This is a genomic window from Acinetobacter larvae, assembly GCF_001704115.1.
GTDB lineage: Bacteria > Pseudomonadota > Gammaproteobacteria > Pseudomonadales > Moraxellaceae > Acinetobacter > Acinetobacter larvae.
Window position 1 is genome coordinate 600,430 of the sequence record NZ_CP016895.1, and the last position, 16,615, is coordinate 617,044.

A 16,615-nucleotide genomic window follows, 5' to 3' on the forward strand; every position below is an offset into this window, starting at 1 on the left:
CTTGTTTCAGCCCGTATTCAAAAAATTGTTGAAAAGTTTGTTCAAAAGCAAAACCTTGTTTAAAAGAAAGTGCTACAGGGTTAAAATTGACATTTCACGGGAATCAGTCCAGTTTAATAAGCAACACTTTGTTGTTGAAAATTTTGTGTAAAAAAAATCTTGTGTAAAACTTGTGTAAAATAAGCAGCTCAGTTGTAGAGCCCATCTTTAAAATAACATTGCGGAGAGGAACAAATGTCCAAGTCAAACACACAGCGCAAAGGCTTGTTTTCTCAAACGCTGGCATTGGCGCAATCGATTGGTCAAAGTAGTTTACAGTTGCTACAGCATAAAGCCCCACATGTGCTTGCGCCTTTGACTGATTCACCTCAGGCACGTCAGGTTGTGGAAGGGCATGCGCAACGTATTCATCCTTTGCAAGCACAATCAGCTTATGCACATCCGCAGGCATTTATGCAGCAACAGCTGCCACAACTATCACAACAGTTATTGGGTAAGCATTATCAACGTATTCAACATGTCAGCTCATTCATTGCGCCAGAACTCAATGAGAAAATCGCAGCTTATGTATTTGAACAGCTCAATCATGCGGTGTCCCAACTCAGTTCTAGCACGGCATTGCTGCAAGAAGTAGGGGCTAAAAATCTGGCTGAACTGGCACAAGATCCAGCACGATCTGGGCGCATTAGTCAGGCGCTTGCCAATCAAAATAAAACCTATGCGGCTGTGATTGGCGCTGTGACCGGTGTGAGTGGTGTGGTTGGTGCTGCGCTAGATATTCCCAGTTCGATTGCTTTGGCACTGCGGAGTATCTATCAGACGGGCAGGGCTTATGGTTTTGAGTTGTTAGATGAAGACCAAGCCGTGGTTGAATATATTTTTAAGCATATTGATTTGGGCAGTATTTTAGAAAAACAAACACTTTTAGCTGCTTTACGGGCTTTGTCGAGCACCTTGCAGACTCACGATATCCAGCAATTACAAAAAATATTAGGCTCTGAAAATGACGTAGAGCTTTTAAAACGTTGGTTGAGCAATGATGACGGTGAATTAAAATGGCAATGGCTCAAGCAACTGCCGCAGTTGGCGCAGCTCAGTAAAGTATTGGGACTGCTCAATATGGGGGTGGGGGCGATCTATAGTTTAAAACTATTAGAACAAGCGACGAGCCAAGCACAATTGGTATTTGCACAAGCCCGTGATTTTATTAATCAACATCCAGAATTTGCTGAACATGGACCGCTTTATGCTTATGAACAAGCTGTACAGCAATCGGCAGCAGCAACATCAGTACCGAGTCTTATTGCAGATCAAGCGACTGTCGTTACATCCGTTCCCTCAGCGCAAGAGCTGATCGATCAAGAGCGAGGAGAAGCGCAAGAGCGAATGGATCAGAGCATAGTAGATCAGAGCATAGTAGATCAGAGCCAGCTGCCAGATCTAACCGAAACCGCCGTTATGGATGAGCAAACTGAGCATGTTGTAGCGCGTTTAGCGACAGCACCCGATGCAATTGCGGAGCATGAAATAGCACCAGCCGTAGCATCATCTTCAGCAAGCACAAAAAAAAGTTCAGCAACGTCAACACCTCGTCGTCGCCAAGGTTCATCTGCACGAGTCAGCAAGCGTGCAAAGCAGAGTTAAATTTCACCGTATTTAGATAAAATTTTGCTGGATAAAGCAATGATTGCACTGCGTCATAAAAGCTTCAATATTGCTATGGCATAGTAGTCAATTGCTGTTCTCGCAAGCGCAGCAAACGAATGCGCAATCATGCAAAGCGGCGATTATGGTTGAGTTATTGAATGTTGACCATTTTTGCTTCTTGGCATACAATTGCATGCCCCCAAAAACTGGTGTTTTTGGTGGATTTTTTTTAACGGGAGAATTGCCATATGGCAACAACAAATCAGTTGATCCGTAAGGGTCGTACAACTTTGGTTGAAAAATCAAAAGTTCCTGCGTTGAAAGCTTGCCCTCAACGCCGTGGTGTATGTACTCGTGTATATACTACTACACCGAAAAAACCTAACTCAGCAATGCGTAAAGTATGCCGTGTACGTTTGACTTCAGGTTTTGAAGTATCAAGCTATATCGGTGGTGAAGGTCACAACTTACAAGAGCACAGTGTTGTATTAATCCGTGGTGGTCGTGTTAAAGACTTACCGGGTGTACGTTATCACACTGTACGTGGTTCATTGGACTGCGCAGGTGTTAAAGACCGTAACCAATCACGTTCTAAATACGGTGCGAAACGTCCTAAGAAATAATCTTAGGTCGTTGCTGTAAATCCTTTATCGTCTCGCTTGTCTGATTTCTGCATTCAGTATGTGTAAATTCAAGCGACGTGTAGTAAGGCCAGCGAACAGTACATGACACTTTGTACTCTGCTGGATCACCCTGAAGTGTCATATTTATAGGTGTATTAAAATGCCAAGACGTCGCGTAGTCGCTGCCCGTGAAATCCTTCCGGATCCTAAGTTCGGCAGCCAAACAATCGCTAAATTCATGAACCACGTAATGCAAGATGGTAAAAAATCAATTGCTGAAAGCATCGTGTATGGTGCTTTAGAGCGCGTTCAAGAAAAAAACAAAGTCGATCCGGTTGAATTTTTTGAAACTACTCTTGAAAAAGTTCGTCCAATGGTCGAAGTAAAAGCACGCCGTGTTGGTGGTGCTACTTATCAAGTACCTATGGAAGTACGTCCCTCCCGTCGTACCGCTTTAGCTATGCGTTGGTTGGTAGAAGCTGCTGCTAAGCGTTCTGAAAAAACTATGGCTTTACGTCTTGCTGGTGAGTTGCTTGATGCAGCTGAAGGCAAAGGCTCAGCGATCAAAAAACGTGAAGATGTGCACCGTATGGCTGAAGCCAACAAAGCCTTCTCTCACTACCGCTTCTAAGCGGATAAAACAGTCCCTTATCAGGAGAATACTTATGCGTACCGCTGCAAGATTTAATATCGCACTCTACCCCAGTGGAGGGTTCGCGGGAATTTAAGCTGCATCTGCTTAAGTATTCGTACGCATCAATCAAATCTGTTTGATGCGTCCTGTTTTAACTACAAATATTAGGAATGCTAGAAATCATGGCACGTCAAACCCCAATTTCTCGTTACCGTAACATTGGTATCTCTGCACACATCGATGCAGGTAAAACAACAACTTCTGAACGTATTTTGTTCTATACCGGTGAAAGTCACAAACTTGGTGAAACACACGAAGGTTCTGCGACAACTGACTGGATGGAACAAGAGCAAGAGCGTGGGATTACCATTACCTCAGCAGCAGTAACATGCTTCTGGAAAGGTATGGCTAATCAATACGACCAACACCGTATTAACGTAATCGATACCCCAGGACACGTAGACTTCACTATCGAAGTTGAACGTTCTATGCGTGTACTTGATGGTGCGTGTATGGTTTATTGTGCTGTAGGTGGTGTACAACCTCAGTCTGAAACTGTATGGCGTCAAGCGAATAAATATGGCGTGCCGCGTATTGCATTCGTAAACAAAATGGACCGTACTGGTGCTAACTTCCTTCGCGTTGTTGAGCAAATGAAAACACGTCTTGGTGCGAACCCTGTGCCAATCGTGCTTCCAATCGGTGCTGAAGATACCTTTACCGGTGTTGTTGACTTGATCGAAATGAAAGCAATCATTTGGGATGAAGCAACACAAGGTATGAAATTTGAATATGGCGAAATCCCTGCGGATCTCGTTGAGCTTGCACAAGAGTGGCGTACCAACATGGTCGAAGCTGCTGCTGAAGCAAGTGAAGAATTGATGGACAAATACCTAGAAGAAGGTGATTTGACCAAAGAAGAGATCATCAACGGTCTACGTATTCGTACGTTGTCTGCTGAGATCCAACCAGCAATGTGTGGTTCTGCATTTAAGAACAAAGGTGTACAACGTATGTTGGACGCTGTAATCGAGTTCTTGCCCGCACCGACTGACATTCCTGCGGTTAAAGGTATTCTTGACGACAAAGCTGAAACTGAAGCAACTCGTGAAGCATCTGATGAAGCACCGTTCTCTGCGCTTGCATTCAAAATCATGAATGACAAATTCGTTGGTAACTTAACCTTCGTTCGTGTTTATTCTGGTGTGTTAAAAGCAGGTAGCCCTGTGTATAACCCAGTGAAAATGAAACGTGAGCGTATTGGTCGTATCGTACAAATGCACGCCAATGATCGTCAGGACATCGAAGAAATTCGCGCTGGTGATATCGCTGCATGTGTAGGCTTAAAAGATACAACAACTGGTGATACTTTATGTGACGAAGGTAATATCATTACCCTAGAGCGCATGGAATTCCCAGAGCCAGTGATTCAACTTGCTGTTGAGCCAAAAACCAAAGCTGACCAAGAGAAAATGTCTGTTGCGCTTGGTCGTCTAGCGAAAGAAGATCCATCATTCCGCGTGTTTACTGATGAAGAATCAGGTCAAACAATCATCGCAGGTATGGGTGAGCTTCACTTAGACATCATTGTTGACCGTATGAAACGTGAATTTAACGTTGAAGCAAACATCGGTAAACCAATGGTTGCTTACCGCGAAACCATCAAGAAAGTGGTTGAGCAAGAAGGTAAATTCGTACGTCAAACTGGTGGTAAAGGTAAATTCGGTCATGTCTATGTTCGTCTTGAACCGCTTGATGTTGAAGCAGCTGGTAAAGAATACGAATTCGCTGAAGAAGTGGTTGGTGGTGTGGTACCGAAAGAATTCTTTGGTGCTGTAGACAAAGGTATTCAAGAACGTATGAAGAATGGTGTCTTGGCTGGTTATCCAGTTGTAGGCGTAAAAGCTGTTCTTTATGATGGTTCTTACCATGATGTCGACTCTGATGAATTGTCGTTCAAAATGGCAGGTTCTTATGCATTCCGTGATGGTTTCATGAAAGCAGATCCTGTACTTCTTGAACCAATCATGAAAGTTGAAGTTGAAACACCTGAAGACTACATGGGCGATATCATGGGTGACTTAAACCGTCGTCGTGGTATGGTTCAAGGTATGGATGACTTACCTGGTGGTACTAAAGCGATTCGCGCAGAAGTTCCACTTGCAGAGATGTTTGGTTACGCGACTCAAATGCGTTCTATGTCTCAAGGTCGTGCTACCTACTCAATGGAATTCGCTAAATATGCTGAAACACCACGTAACGTGGCAGAAGGTATTATCGCTAAGTTCCAAACTGGTGGTAAAAAAGGTGACGACGAGTAATCTTTCGATTACTATACGCCAAAATATATTTTAGTTATAAACTCGTTGCTCATGAGTGATCCTCATGAGTAGTTCACAAAGGAAGATCATCATGGCTAAAGCCAAGTTTGAACGTAATAAACCACATGTTAACGTGGGTACAATTGGTCACGTTGACCATGGTAAAACAACTTTAACAGCTGCAATTGCGACTGTATGTGCAAAAACTTTCGGTGGTGAAGCGAAAGACTACGCTGCAATTGACTCTGCACCAGAAGAAAAAGCACGTGGTATTACCATTAATACATCTCACGTAGAATATGACTCTCCAATCCGTCACTATGCACACGTAGACTGCCCAGGTCACGCCGACTATGTTAAAAACATGATCACTGGTGCTGCGCAAATGGACGGTGCGATCCTTGTATGTTCAGCAACTGACGGTCCAATGCCACAAACACGTGAGCACATCTTGTTGTCTCGTCAGGTTGGTGTACCTTACATCATCGTATTCCTAAACAAATGCGACATCGTTGATGACGAAGAGTTAATCGAATTAGTAGAAATGGAAGTTCGTGAACTTCTATCTACTTATAACTTCCCTGGTGATGATACGCCTGTAATCCGTGGTTCTGCACTTGCAGCATTGAACGGTGAAGACGGTCAGTACGGTGTACCTGCAGTACTTCAATTGGTTGAAGCACTTGACACTTACATCCCAGAACCAGAACGTGCTATCGACAAAGCATTCTTGATGCCAATCGAAGACGTGTTCTCAATCTCTGGTCGTGGTACAGTTGTAACCGGTCGTGTTGAAGCGGGTGTGGTTAAAGTTGGTGAAGAAGTTGAAATCGTTGGTATCAAAGATACCGTGAAAACAACTGTAACTGGCGTTGAAATGTTCCGTAAGCTTCTAGACGAAGGTCGTGCTGGTGAGAACTGTGGTATCTTGCTACGTGGTACAAAACGTGAAGACGTACAACGTGGTCAAGTACTTGCTAAACCAGGTACCATCAAACCGCATACTAAGTTCGACGCTGAAGTATATGTATTGTCTAAAGACGAAGGTGGTCGTCATACACCATTCTTGAATGGTTACCGTCCACAATTCTATTTCCGTACCACAGACGTAACTGGCGCAATCCAATTACAAGATGGCGTGGAAATGGTAATGCCTGGTGACAACGTAGAAATGTCAGTAGAATTGATCCACCCAATCGCAATGGACGCTGGCTTACGCTTTGCGATCCGTGAAGGTGGTCGTACAGTAGGTGCTGGTGTAGTTGCTAAAGTAATTGCATAAGTAACCGAAAGGCTAGGGTCTTGACCGACCTTAGCAAAAAGCGCTCGTGTTTAACACGGGCGCTTTTTTTTATCTTTCTATCAATGGTGCATTTACTTATTGATAAGACGTCGCATCAGGCTCATTAATAGCTTGTCCAGCATGAATAGCAGCGACTGCTTTGGGATTGTAATTGAGTATTAGGCTGAGCTCTTCAATATTGACGTGATAGCTTTCAATAATCTTGGTTGGACCATCTAAGGTATCGACCGTATATTCATCAGCAATATTCAAAATGCTTTCTAAGTTGGTTGTGCTGGCAGCATGATCTTGTTGGAACACGTCGCGGATCACTTTCAGCTCATAGCTTGCTTGGTATTGCTCAGGGTTTTTATGAATTTGTTGTTCAAGGAAGCGAACAAGAACTTGTGCAAATAAAAAATAATTTGGCTCGTGTGCATATTCTAAATTCATTGCCAATACTCCATGATTAATTGTTTGCTCATTCAGTTGGTTGGATTTAAGTCAGTTGGGTTAAAGGGTTGAGTTGTTCAGGTTGTTGTTCAGGCTAAAGTATATCTTTGCCTTGGCGCTGTCATGTGTAGAGTTATTCAAAGATTGTGTGATTTTTGTCTATTACTGCCTAAAAAATATGCATTTTTCTGGCATTTAATGTGCAACTGAGAGTGGGTTATTTTGCCTAAAGTATAGTGATGATGCCATAGGGCGTTAATTTTTTGTCACGATGGTCTTTATTATTTTTGCTAAATGCATTGAGCTACTGCGACATAATTAAAATAATAACGGATTATATTGCAATTGCATTGCATTAAAATGATGTTGTTTTAAAGCGCGTCATTAGCATTTTAAGCCCTCATAGAATGCTTAAAATATTATCTCTGCTGAGATTAATATTTATACCGTGTGCGGTGCTTAAATCGCCAGTTATTTGGTCAACAATACAGCAGTAAATACAGCAATAAATGCAAATTGAGCCGGTCAAATCGTCAAAAAAATAACATGCTCTAGCGAAGCCTCATCTAAAGATAAGTTGATGAAATGTAAAATTTCTAATGTGATGATTTATTTCTCTGTGGCGAAATGATTTTGATAATCAAATATTTCTGAAGCATTAAATGAGAAAAATTGCTAATTGTGAATTTATAAAATTGTAACCCAATATTATTTTTGATCGAAAAAAAGAGTCGCAAATAAAAACTGATTAACTAAAGCGATTATGAAACTCGAGAATTGCTTTAATTAGAAACAATTATAATTTTAGCTTAAAAAAACACCGAAAAGACTTAGGTTTATGAACTAGCAAGAGAAATCATAAATCAGGTACAATTACGCAGATTTATATTTTGTGTTTGGTGTATTTAAAGGCCAATACATACAATCTTTAGTTTTATTATAGGCCTGCCAGGAGTTATCCCCGCATGAGTGCCATTACTTCATACGATTGGGCAATTATTGCCTTTGTAATCGGTGTTACTTTTTTATGCGTGTTTATGCTTACGGTCCCATTACTCCTTGGGGGTAAAGCATGGGGGCGTGCGAAGCAAGAGCAATTTGAATCAGGTGTTGTGGGTGCCGGCGGTGCCCGTATTCGCTTGTCCGCAAAATTCTATCTGGTCGCAATCTTTTTCGTGGTGTTTGATTTAGAGGCACTCTACCTTTATGCATGGGCAAGCTCTGTGCGTGAAGTGGGTTGGGTGGGCTTTATCACAGCAGCTGTATTTATTTTGGTTTTGCTTGTTGGCTTAATTTACGAGCTTTCGACGGGGGCATTGAACTGGGCACCATCAGATCGACGTAAAGCAGCAGGAATCAAAGCCAAGATTGGTACACCTAATATGGACATTGCTGAGATTACACGTTTCAACTCCATTGAAGAATTGGTTACGGACCCTATCGGGAAAATTCCTGCGCAATCTGCTGGTCCAAAACGTGTCAACTCACCTGTCACCTCTGAAAATAAGGAGTAACTCGGGATGAAATATACCTTAACCCGTGCGAATCCGAGTGCTGATCAGTATCCGCTGCAAGAACGTCAAGTTGTTCGCGATCCACTTCAGGAAGAAATCAATAAAAACGTGTTTATGACACGACTCGAAGACGTTTTACACAATGTGGTCAACTGGGGGCGTAAAAACTCAGTTTGGCCTTTTAACTTTGGTACCTCCTGCTGCTATGTAGAATATGCCACCACCTTGACTGGCGTACATGATATGTCACGTTTTGGTGCGGAAGTTATTCGTGCTTCACCCCGTCAAGCCGATTTGATGATTATTGCGGGAACTTGCTTTGTCAAAATGGCGCCAGTTATCCAGCGTCTATATGAACAAATGCTCGAACCGAAATGGGTTATTTCCATGGGTGCCTGTGCCAACTCTGGTGGGATGTACGATATTTACTCTGTGGTCCAAGGGGTCGATAAAATCATTCCTGTCGATGTCTATGTCCCGGGCTGCCCACCACGTCCTGAAGCCTTATTGCAAGCTTTAATGCTGTTACAAGACCAAATTCAATTAGAGCGTCGTCCATTGTCTGCCGTAATTGGTGATGATTTACAACCCATTTATAAGCCGAAGATGATGCCAGAGCGCGACCGCAAAAATGCCGAACGTATTGCGGTGAAAAACCTACGCTCTATGGATGAGATTGAGTAATTTTTCTTGTGATCGCTGGATGACCCACAGTACTCACAGCACAAGATTTACAGCACAAGAAAATAGACAGAATTTGTATTAAATAGGAAGCCAAGCCAATGGCTGAAACAGAACTAGCTATGCCAGAATCAGCGATCACTGATTCCCGCCCAGCTTTCGCCATTGTAGAAGAGCTCAAAACCAAGTTTGGTGAGAACTTCTACGTGCAAGCTACTTGTGAAGACTTTCCAACCGTTTGGGTGGAACGTTCACGTGTTCAAGATGTGTTAATGTTTCTGCGCAAGGTAGCACGCCCTTATGTGATGCTATTCGATTTGTCTGCAGTAGACGAGCGTATGCGTACGCATCGTGAGGGATTACCTGCCGCTGACTTTACAGTGTTTTATCACTTATTGTCCTTGGAACGTAATAGCGACATTCGCATCAAAGTGGCTTTGAGTGAAAGCGATTTAAGCATTCCGACTGCGACCAATATCTGGCCAAATGCCAACTGGTATGAGCGTGAAGCATATGACATGTTTGGCATCGATTTTGCTGGGCATCCGATGCTGCGTCGTATTTTGTTGCCGACCTATTGGGAAGGGCATCCTTTGCGTAAGGAATATTCAGCGCGTGCCACTGAATATACCCCTTATATGCAAAACCAAGCCAAGCAGGACTTTGAGCAAGAGCATTTACGTTTTGTCCCTGAAGACTGGGGGCTAAAACGCGGCAATGCCGATGAAGACTTCATGTTCTTGAACTTAGGTCCTAACCACCCATCTGCGCATGGTGCCTTCCGTGTCATCCTGCAACTGGATGGTGAGGAAGTGATGGATTGTGTACCGGATATCGGTTATCACCATCGCGGTGTAGAAAAAATGGCTGAACGTCAAACATGGCATTCATTCATTCCATATACCGACCGTGTGGATTACTTAGGTGGTTGTGCTCAGAACATGCCTTATGTCATGGGTGTGGAACAACTGGCTGGGATTACCGTGCCTGATCGTGCGCAATGTATACGCGTCATGATGTCTGAGTTATTCCGTATCAATAACCATTTATTGTTTATTGGTACCGCGATCCAAGATACCGGTGGTATGACACCCGTATTCTATATGTTTGCTGACCGTCAAAAAATCTATGATGCCATTGAAGCCATTACCGGTTTCCGTATGCATCCGGCATGGTTTCGTATTGGCGGTACTGCACATGATTTGCCGAATAACTGGCAAAAACTGATTCGCGACATCCTCGAGTGGATGCCTAAACGCATGAATGAGTACTATACCGCGGCATTGCGCAACTCAATCTTTATGGGACGTACCCAGAAAGTCGCGCAATACGACGCCAAGTCAGCATTGGCTTGGGGGGTAACCGGTACTGGTTTACGTGCTACAGGGATTGACTTTGATGTACGTAAATACCGTCCATACAGTGGTTATGAAAACTATGACTTCGAAGTGCCGCTTGAATATGAAGGCGATGCTTATGCGCGTGTCATGGTGCATTTCCATGAGATTAATGAATCACTCAAGATCATTAAACAGTGCTTAGACAATATGCCGTCTGGTCCTTATAAAGCGGATCATCCATTGGCTGTTCCACCGCCAAAAGACAAGACCTTACAAGACATCGAAACCTTGATTACGCACTTCTTAAGCGTGTCATGGGGTCCTGTTATGCCGGCTGGAGAAGCTTCTGTTATGGCTGAAGTGGTCAAAGGTGCATCGAATTACTATCTAACGTCTGATAAATCTACTATGAGTTATCGTACCCGTATTCGTACACCGACCTTCACGCACTTGCAGCAAATGCCTGCAGTGATTAATGGCAGTTTGGTCTCTGACTTGATCATTTATTTGGCCACCATTGACGTGGTTATGGCTGACGTGGATCGCTAAGGGGTAGATGCATTATGATGATTTTGACTGATAAAAAGCCTCGTGTGAATGTTGAAGGAATTTTAACTCATGAAGAAATTCATGAAATTCAACATCACTTGAGCCATTATCCTTATCCACGCGCTGCGTCATTGGATGCCCTCAAATGCGTACAACGTCGCAATGGTTGGGTCGATGATGCACAACTGCATGCCATCGCACAATTGCTGACGATTAGTGCTGCAGACCTAGAGGGTGTGGCAACATTTTATAACCGTATCTATCGTCAACCGGTAGGACGTCACGTGATTTTACTCTGTGATTCCATTGCATGTTTCTTGATGGGGGCTGAAACCCTAGCTGAAGCATTCCAACGTGAATTGGGTATTCAATACGGTCAAACCACAGCAGATGGTCGCTTTACCTTGCTCCCGATCTGTTGTTTGGGTAACTGTGACAAAGGTCCAACCCTAATGATTGATGGTGATACGCATGGATTGGTGGAAATCTCCTCAATTCCACAGTTGCTGGAGGCCTATGCATGAATACTGAACCAAAACCGATTTATGGCGACGGTAACCCAGAAACGCATCCATTGACCTGGCGTTTAAGCCGTCAAGAACATGTACGTTTGGCGGATGACTACGAAAAGCTCGATGGTTATGCTGGCTTTAAAAAAGCCATTACCATGCCGCCCAAAGATGTACTTGAAGTGATTAAAGCTGCAACCGTGAAAGGTCGTGGCGGTGCAGGTTTCCCAGCAGGAATTAAATGGTCCTTGATGGCACCCAATGATAACTCCGGTCCGCGTTACTTGATCTGTAATGCCGACGAAATGGAGCCAGGTACCTTTAAAGACCGTTTGTTAATGGAAAAACTGCCGCACCAGTTGATCGAAGGCATGTTGATTGCGGCTTATACGCTTGAAGCCACACACGGTTATATTTTTATCCGGGGTGAGTACATCGAAGCTGCGCAATATCTCAATGACGCTTTGGAGCAAATTCGTGCCAAAGGTTATTTGGGTGACAACATCTTAGACACCGGCTGGAACTTTGAACTCTTTGTCCATACGGGTGCTGGTCGTTATATCTGTGGTGAAGAAACCGCATTGATCAACTCTTTGGAAGGTCGTCGTGCCAACCCACGGACCAAACCACCATTCCCACAGGTTGCTGGGGCATGGGGGCGTCCAACCATTGTCAATAACGTTGAAACTTATAACAACTTACCCGCCATTATGTTGCGTGGTCCTGAGTGGTATATCAACTTATCTGCAGGAAAGTCTAAAGATCCAGGTACAAAAATTTATGGCGCTTCAGGCAAAGTAAAATTCCCCGGTCTTTGGGAGCTTCCTTTTGGCACGACAGCACGTGAAGTGATCGAAGAACATGCTGGTGGCATGCGTGATGGGCTCAAGCTCAAAGCATGGTTACCGGGTGGAGCTTCAACCGACTTCTTGGCTGCTGAGCATATAGACTTGCCAATGGATGCAGAAAGCATCATGAAAGCCGGTTCGCGTTTGGGGACTTGTTTATTGATGGTTGTAGACGAAACGCAATGCATGGTGTCTGCAACACGTAACTTAGAAGAATTCTTTGCGCGTGAATCTTGTGGCTGGTGTACACCATGCCGTGATGGTTTGCCATGGGCAGTGAAAGCACTTAAAGCACTTGAATCTGGTGAAGGTAAGCAGGAAGACATCGACCATCTACAAGAACTTACGCGTAAGTTGTGGATTGGTAAAACTTTCTGTGCACATGCACCCGGCGCAATGGAGCCACTCATGGGCGCACTCAAACATTTCCGTCATGAATTTGAAGCAAAATTGAAAAATAGTTCAGTTGCTGCAAATCAGAACGTTGAACAAGCTTAAGGAATTCGACTATGGCTACCATTCATGTCGATGGAAAATCGTATGAAGTCAATGGCTCAGAAAACTTGCTACAAGCATGTTTGAGTCTAGGCATCGACATCCCGTATTTTTGCTGGCATCCATCCTTAGGTTCTGTCGGCTCTTGCCGCCAATGTGCGGTAACCCAATACGCCAATCCTGAAGATACACGTGGTCGTTTGGTGATGTCTTGTATGACACCAGCATCTGACAATACCTATATTTCGATTGAAGACAAAGAAGCAAAAGACTTCCGTGCGTCGGTGGTTGAGTTCTTAATGACCAACCATCCACACGACTGTCCAGTCTGTGAAGAGGGTGGTCACTGTCATCTTCAAGATATGACGGTTATGACCCAGCACGATCGTCGTCGTTATCGCTTTACCAAGCGTACGCACTATAACCAAGAATTGGGTTCTTTTATTGCCCATGAAATGAACCGTTGTATCGCGTGTTACCGTTGTGTGCGTTATTACACCGACTATGCTGGCGGTACCGATTTTGGTGTCTATGCCAATGCCTCGCGGGTTTATTTTGGTCGTCCAGAATCAGGCACTTTAGAGTCTGAGTTCTCTGGTAACTTGACTGAAGTTTGCCCAACCGGGGTATTTACCGACAAAACCCATTCTGCACGCTATAACCGTAAATGGGATATGCAGTATGCGCCGAGCGTCTGCCAAGGTTGTTCTTCTGGTTGTAACATTTCTCCAGGTGAACGCTATGGTGAATTGCGTCGTGTCGAAAACCGCTTCAATGGTGATGTTAACCAATACTTCTTGTGTGACAAAGGTCGTTTCGGCACAGGTTATGTCAACCGTGAAGATCGTCCACGTCAACCGCAACAACGTGTGGCCGAGCAACTACAGAACATCAGTGTAGATGAAGCACTGGACAGTTTGATTAGCAAACTGAAAACCAAGAAAGTATTGGGCATTGGTTCACCACGTGCCAGCTTAGAAAGTAACTTTGCGCTACGCCAATTGGTGGGTCCAGAGGCCTACTCAACAGGTATGAGCCAAAAAGAACAAAGCTTGGTTGAGCTGGTGGCATCGATTATGCAAAGCGAAGGGTTATACAACCCCAGTATGCGTGAAATCGAAAGCTATGATGCGGTGCTGATCTTAGGTGAAGACCTTACCCAAACTGCGCCACGTATGGCTTTGTCAGTACGTCAAGCAGCGAAAAATAAAGCCAAACAAATGGCGGCAGATCGTCGTACCCCAGATTGGTTGGCTGAACCGGTAAAACGTATTGGTCAAGATGCCAAATCACCGATTTACATCATTGCCAGCACGGAAACCCGTCTTGCCGATGTTGCATCGGGTGAAGTGGTTGCTTCACCGCATGATATTGCACGCCTAGGTTTTGCCATTGCAGCGGCAGTTGCTGGTGAGCCTATCGTTGGTTTAGAAGATGATGCCAAAGCCTATGCACAGGATATTGCTGCAACATTAAAAGCAGCGAAAAAACCTTTGGTCATTTCGGGCACCAGCTTACAAGATGCTGCAATTATTGAAGCAGCAGCGCAAGTCGCACAGAACTTAGGTGAAACGGCTGGCATAAGCTTAACTGTTCCAGAAGTGAACTCAATGGGCTTGGCACTGTTTGGTGGTCAAAGCTTAGAGCAAGCTTTTGCACAAGACTATGACGCTATCATCGTGGTTGAAAATGACCTATACCGTCGTTTGCCAGCAGCACAAATTGATGCGGCATTGGCCAAAGCAGAACAGGTGATTGTACTGGATCACTCTCTCACTGACACCGTGGCCAAAGCGGATGTAGTACTGTCTGCAGCAAGTTTTGCTGAAGGTGATGGTACGGTGGTGAGCCAAGAAGGTCGTGCACAACGCTTCTATCAAGTCTATGACCCAAGTTACTATCATCCAGATTATGCCATTAAAGAATCTTGGCGTTGGTTGCATGCCTTAGAAACCGGGCTTGCTGGCAAAGCGATTTCTTGGACGTTGCTGGATGATGTGATTGAAGAAGTGGCACGCAATGTCCCACAACTTGAAGCAATTCAAGATGTCGCACCTGATGCTGGTTATCGTGTACACGGTCTAAAAATTGCGCGTGAACCACGTCGTTATTCTGGTCGTACCGCAATGCGTGCACCGATTTCCATTCATGAACCGAAGCAACCTGTCGATGTTGACTCTGCTTTAACCTTCTCCATGGAAGGTTATGTTGGACCACAAAAAGCGTCATCCTTGGTTCCTTTTGCATGGGCACCGGGTTGGAACTCACCCCAAGCTTGGAACAAATACCAAGATAATGTTGGCGGACATCTCAAAGGTGGTGACGCAGGCATTCGTTTATTTGATCTTTTGGCGAAGCGTCCAGCACGTAGTTATGTTGCACCGGCAACTGCACGACAAAATCCAGAGACTTTCCGTTTGGTTCCGCAATATCACATCTTTGCTTCTGGCGAATTTACCGTGAAGACCCCTGCGATGCAGACGCGCATTCCGACACCGGTCTTTAAGCTTGGTGCGCAAGATGCTGAGCGTTTAAATCTGCAAGATGGGCAGCACATTACGGTACATGCTGGCGATGTTGCGATTCAACTTCCTGTCGAAATTGTTGAATATTTCCCGACAGGCTATATCGGTTATCCAATGGGCCAAGCACCAGTTGTATCGCTTGCTGAGCCTGTATCCGTTGCGGTAGGAGCTTCATCATGAATGAAACAATTCGTGCACTCCCGACTTGGGCACAAGACTGGCCAATCGCATATTCCGTGATACAAGCGATCGTCATTCTGTTGGTGGTGGTGCTGTTTGCCGCCTTGCTGTCCTTTATTGAACGTCGTTTATTGGCCTTGTGGCAGGACCGTTATGGTCCAAACCGTGTCGGTCCTTTTGGTATGTTCCAAATCGTTGCCGACATGCTAAAAATCATGTTCAAAGAGGACTGGACACCGAAGTTTGCCGACAAACTGACTTTCCGTTTGGCACCTGCTGTGGCAATGGCAACAGCCGTGATGTCTTATATGGTGATTCCGGTTAGCCCAACCATGGGCGTGGCCGACATGAACATCGGTCTGTTGTTCTTTATGGCAATGGCTGGGATTGCAGTCTATGCGGTGTTATTTGGTGGTTGGTCTTCCAATAACAAATATGCCTTATTGGGTGGCTTACGTTCTGCTGCACAAACCATTTCGTATGAAGTGTTCTTAGGCATTTCATTGATGGGTGTGGTGGCGATAGCAGGTTCATTCAACCTGCGTGACATCGTTGAAGCACAACGTGATATGTGGTTTATCATTCCGCAGTTCATTGGTTTTATGATCTTTGTGGTCGCCGGTGTTGCAGTGACGCACCGTCATCCATTTGACCAACCAGAAGCAGAGCAAGAATTGGCTGAAGGTTATCATGTCGAATATGGCGGTATGAAATGGGGTATGTTCTTCGTTGCAGAATACGTCAACATCGTTCTGATTTCTTCATTGATGGTGACTTTGTTCTTTGGTGGTTGGTTAGCACCATTCAACCTTGAAATTTCATTTATCCCACCAGCATTCTGGTTCATCATCAAGACCTTGTTCTTTGTCATGATGTTTGTCTTGGCACGTGGTTCTTTAATGCGTCCACGTTATGACCAAGTCATGAATTTTGGTTGGAAAATTTGTTTACCATTGGCGCTTGTCAACCTATTGGTTACTGGTGCTGTGATTTTGTTAAATCACTCGGCATAGG

At 44.4% G+C, this 16,615-nt stretch carries 13 protein-coding genes; 12 read left to right on the plus strand and 1 reads right to left on the minus strand.

The features are described 5' to 3' along the window. The first annotated feature begins 234 nt into the window (after positions 1–234). The 5 genes from BFG52_RS02655 to tuf all read left to right on the plus strand — a co-directional run bounded on the left by BFG52_RS02655 (position 235) and on the right by tuf (position 6,507). Positions 235–1,644, plus strand: coding sequence for an EcsC family protein (locus BFG52_RS02655; protein ID WP_067552276.1), 1,410 nt, complete (start codon positions 235–237; stop codon positions 1,642–1,644). A gap of 251 nt (positions 1,645–1,895) precedes the next feature. Continuing rightward, positions 1,896–2,270: a 30S ribosomal protein S12 gene (gene rpsL, locus BFG52_RS02660; RefSeq protein WP_000246374.1), complete on the plus strand. Its 375-nt coding sequence runs from the start codon at positions 1,896–1,898 to the stop codon at positions 2,268–2,270. A 160-nt stretch (positions 2,271–2,430) separates the two neighbouring features. Continuing rightward, positions 2,431–2,901, plus strand: a complete 471-nt coding sequence (rpsG, locus tag BFG52_RS02665; RefSeq protein ID WP_067552278.1) for a 30S ribosomal protein S7 — start codon at positions 2,431–2,433, stop codon at positions 2,899–2,901. 185 nt (positions 2,902–3,086) lie between these two features. Continuing rightward, positions 3,087–5,225, plus strand: a complete 2,139-nt coding sequence (gene fusA / locus BFG52_RS02670; RefSeq protein ID WP_067552280.1) for an elongation factor G — start codon at positions 3,087–3,089, stop codon at positions 5,223–5,225. 91 nt (positions 5,226–5,316) lie between these two features. Further along, positions 5,317–6,507, plus strand: a complete 1,191-nt coding sequence (tuf, locus tag BFG52_RS02675; protein ID WP_067552282.1) for an elongation factor Tu — start codon at positions 5,317–5,319, stop codon at positions 6,505–6,507. A 96-nt stretch (positions 6,508–6,603) separates the two neighbouring features. On the opposite strand, the gene BFG52_RS02680 is transcribed toward tuf, so the two are convergent. Continuing rightward, entirely contained in the window at positions 6,604–6,960 is a 357-nt protein-coding gene (locus BFG52_RS02680; RefSeq protein ID WP_067552284.1) for a hypothetical protein, read from the minus strand. 965 nt (positions 6,961–7,925) lie between these two features. Between BFG52_RS02680 and ndhC the strand changes: the two genes are divergently transcribed. From ndhC to nuoH, 7 genes are all read left to right on the plus strand, one after another. Further along, positions 7,926–8,474 (plus strand): NADH-quinone oxidoreductase subunit A, encoded by a 549-nt coding sequence (gene ndhC / locus BFG52_RS02685; protein ID WP_067552286.1) that lies wholly within the window; start codon positions 7,926–7,928, stop codon positions 8,472–8,474. A gap of 6 nt (positions 8,475–8,480) precedes the next feature. Further along, positions 8,481–9,158 carry a NuoB/complex I 20 kDa subunit family protein gene (locus BFG52_RS02690; RefSeq protein WP_067552289.1) on the plus strand — a complete coding sequence of 226 codons (678 nt, stop codon included), beginning with the start codon at positions 8,481–8,483 and terminating at the stop codon, positions 9,156–9,158. A gap of 98 nt (positions 9,159–9,256) precedes the next feature. Continuing rightward, the gene (gene nuoC, locus BFG52_RS02695; RefSeq protein WP_067552292.1) at positions 9,257–11,044 is read left to right on the plus strand and encodes an NADH-quinone oxidoreductase subunit C/D; all 1,788 of its coding nucleotides are present in this window, start codon (positions 9,257–9,259) and stop codon (positions 11,042–11,044) included. 14 nt (positions 11,045–11,058) lie between these two features. Continuing rightward, complete coding sequence (nuoE, locus tag BFG52_RS02700; RefSeq protein ID WP_067552295.1) at positions 11,059–11,568, plus strand: NADH-quinone oxidoreductase subunit NuoE; 510 nt, start codon at positions 11,059–11,061, stop codon at positions 11,566–11,568. Continuing rightward, the gene (nuoF, locus tag BFG52_RS02705; RefSeq protein WP_067552298.1) at positions 11,565–12,899 is read left to right on the plus strand and encodes an NADH-quinone oxidoreductase subunit NuoF; all 1,335 of its coding nucleotides are present in this window, start codon (positions 11,565–11,567) and stop codon (positions 12,897–12,899) included. Before nuoE ends, nuoF begins: the two co-directional genes overlap by 4 nt. Positions 12,900–12,910: 11 nt before the next feature. Beyond that, a complete protein-coding gene (nuoG, locus tag BFG52_RS02710) occupies positions 12,911–15,601 on the plus strand; it encodes an NADH-quinone oxidoreductase subunit NuoG (RefSeq protein WP_067552301.1) in 2,691 nt (896 codons plus the stop codon). After that, positions 15,598–16,614, plus strand: a complete 1,017-nt coding sequence (gene nuoH / locus BFG52_RS02715; protein ID WP_067552305.1) for an NADH-quinone oxidoreductase subunit NuoH — start codon at positions 15,598–15,600, stop codon at positions 16,612–16,614. Before nuoG ends, nuoH begins: the two co-directional genes overlap by 4 nt. Position 16,615 lies beyond the last annotated feature (1 nt).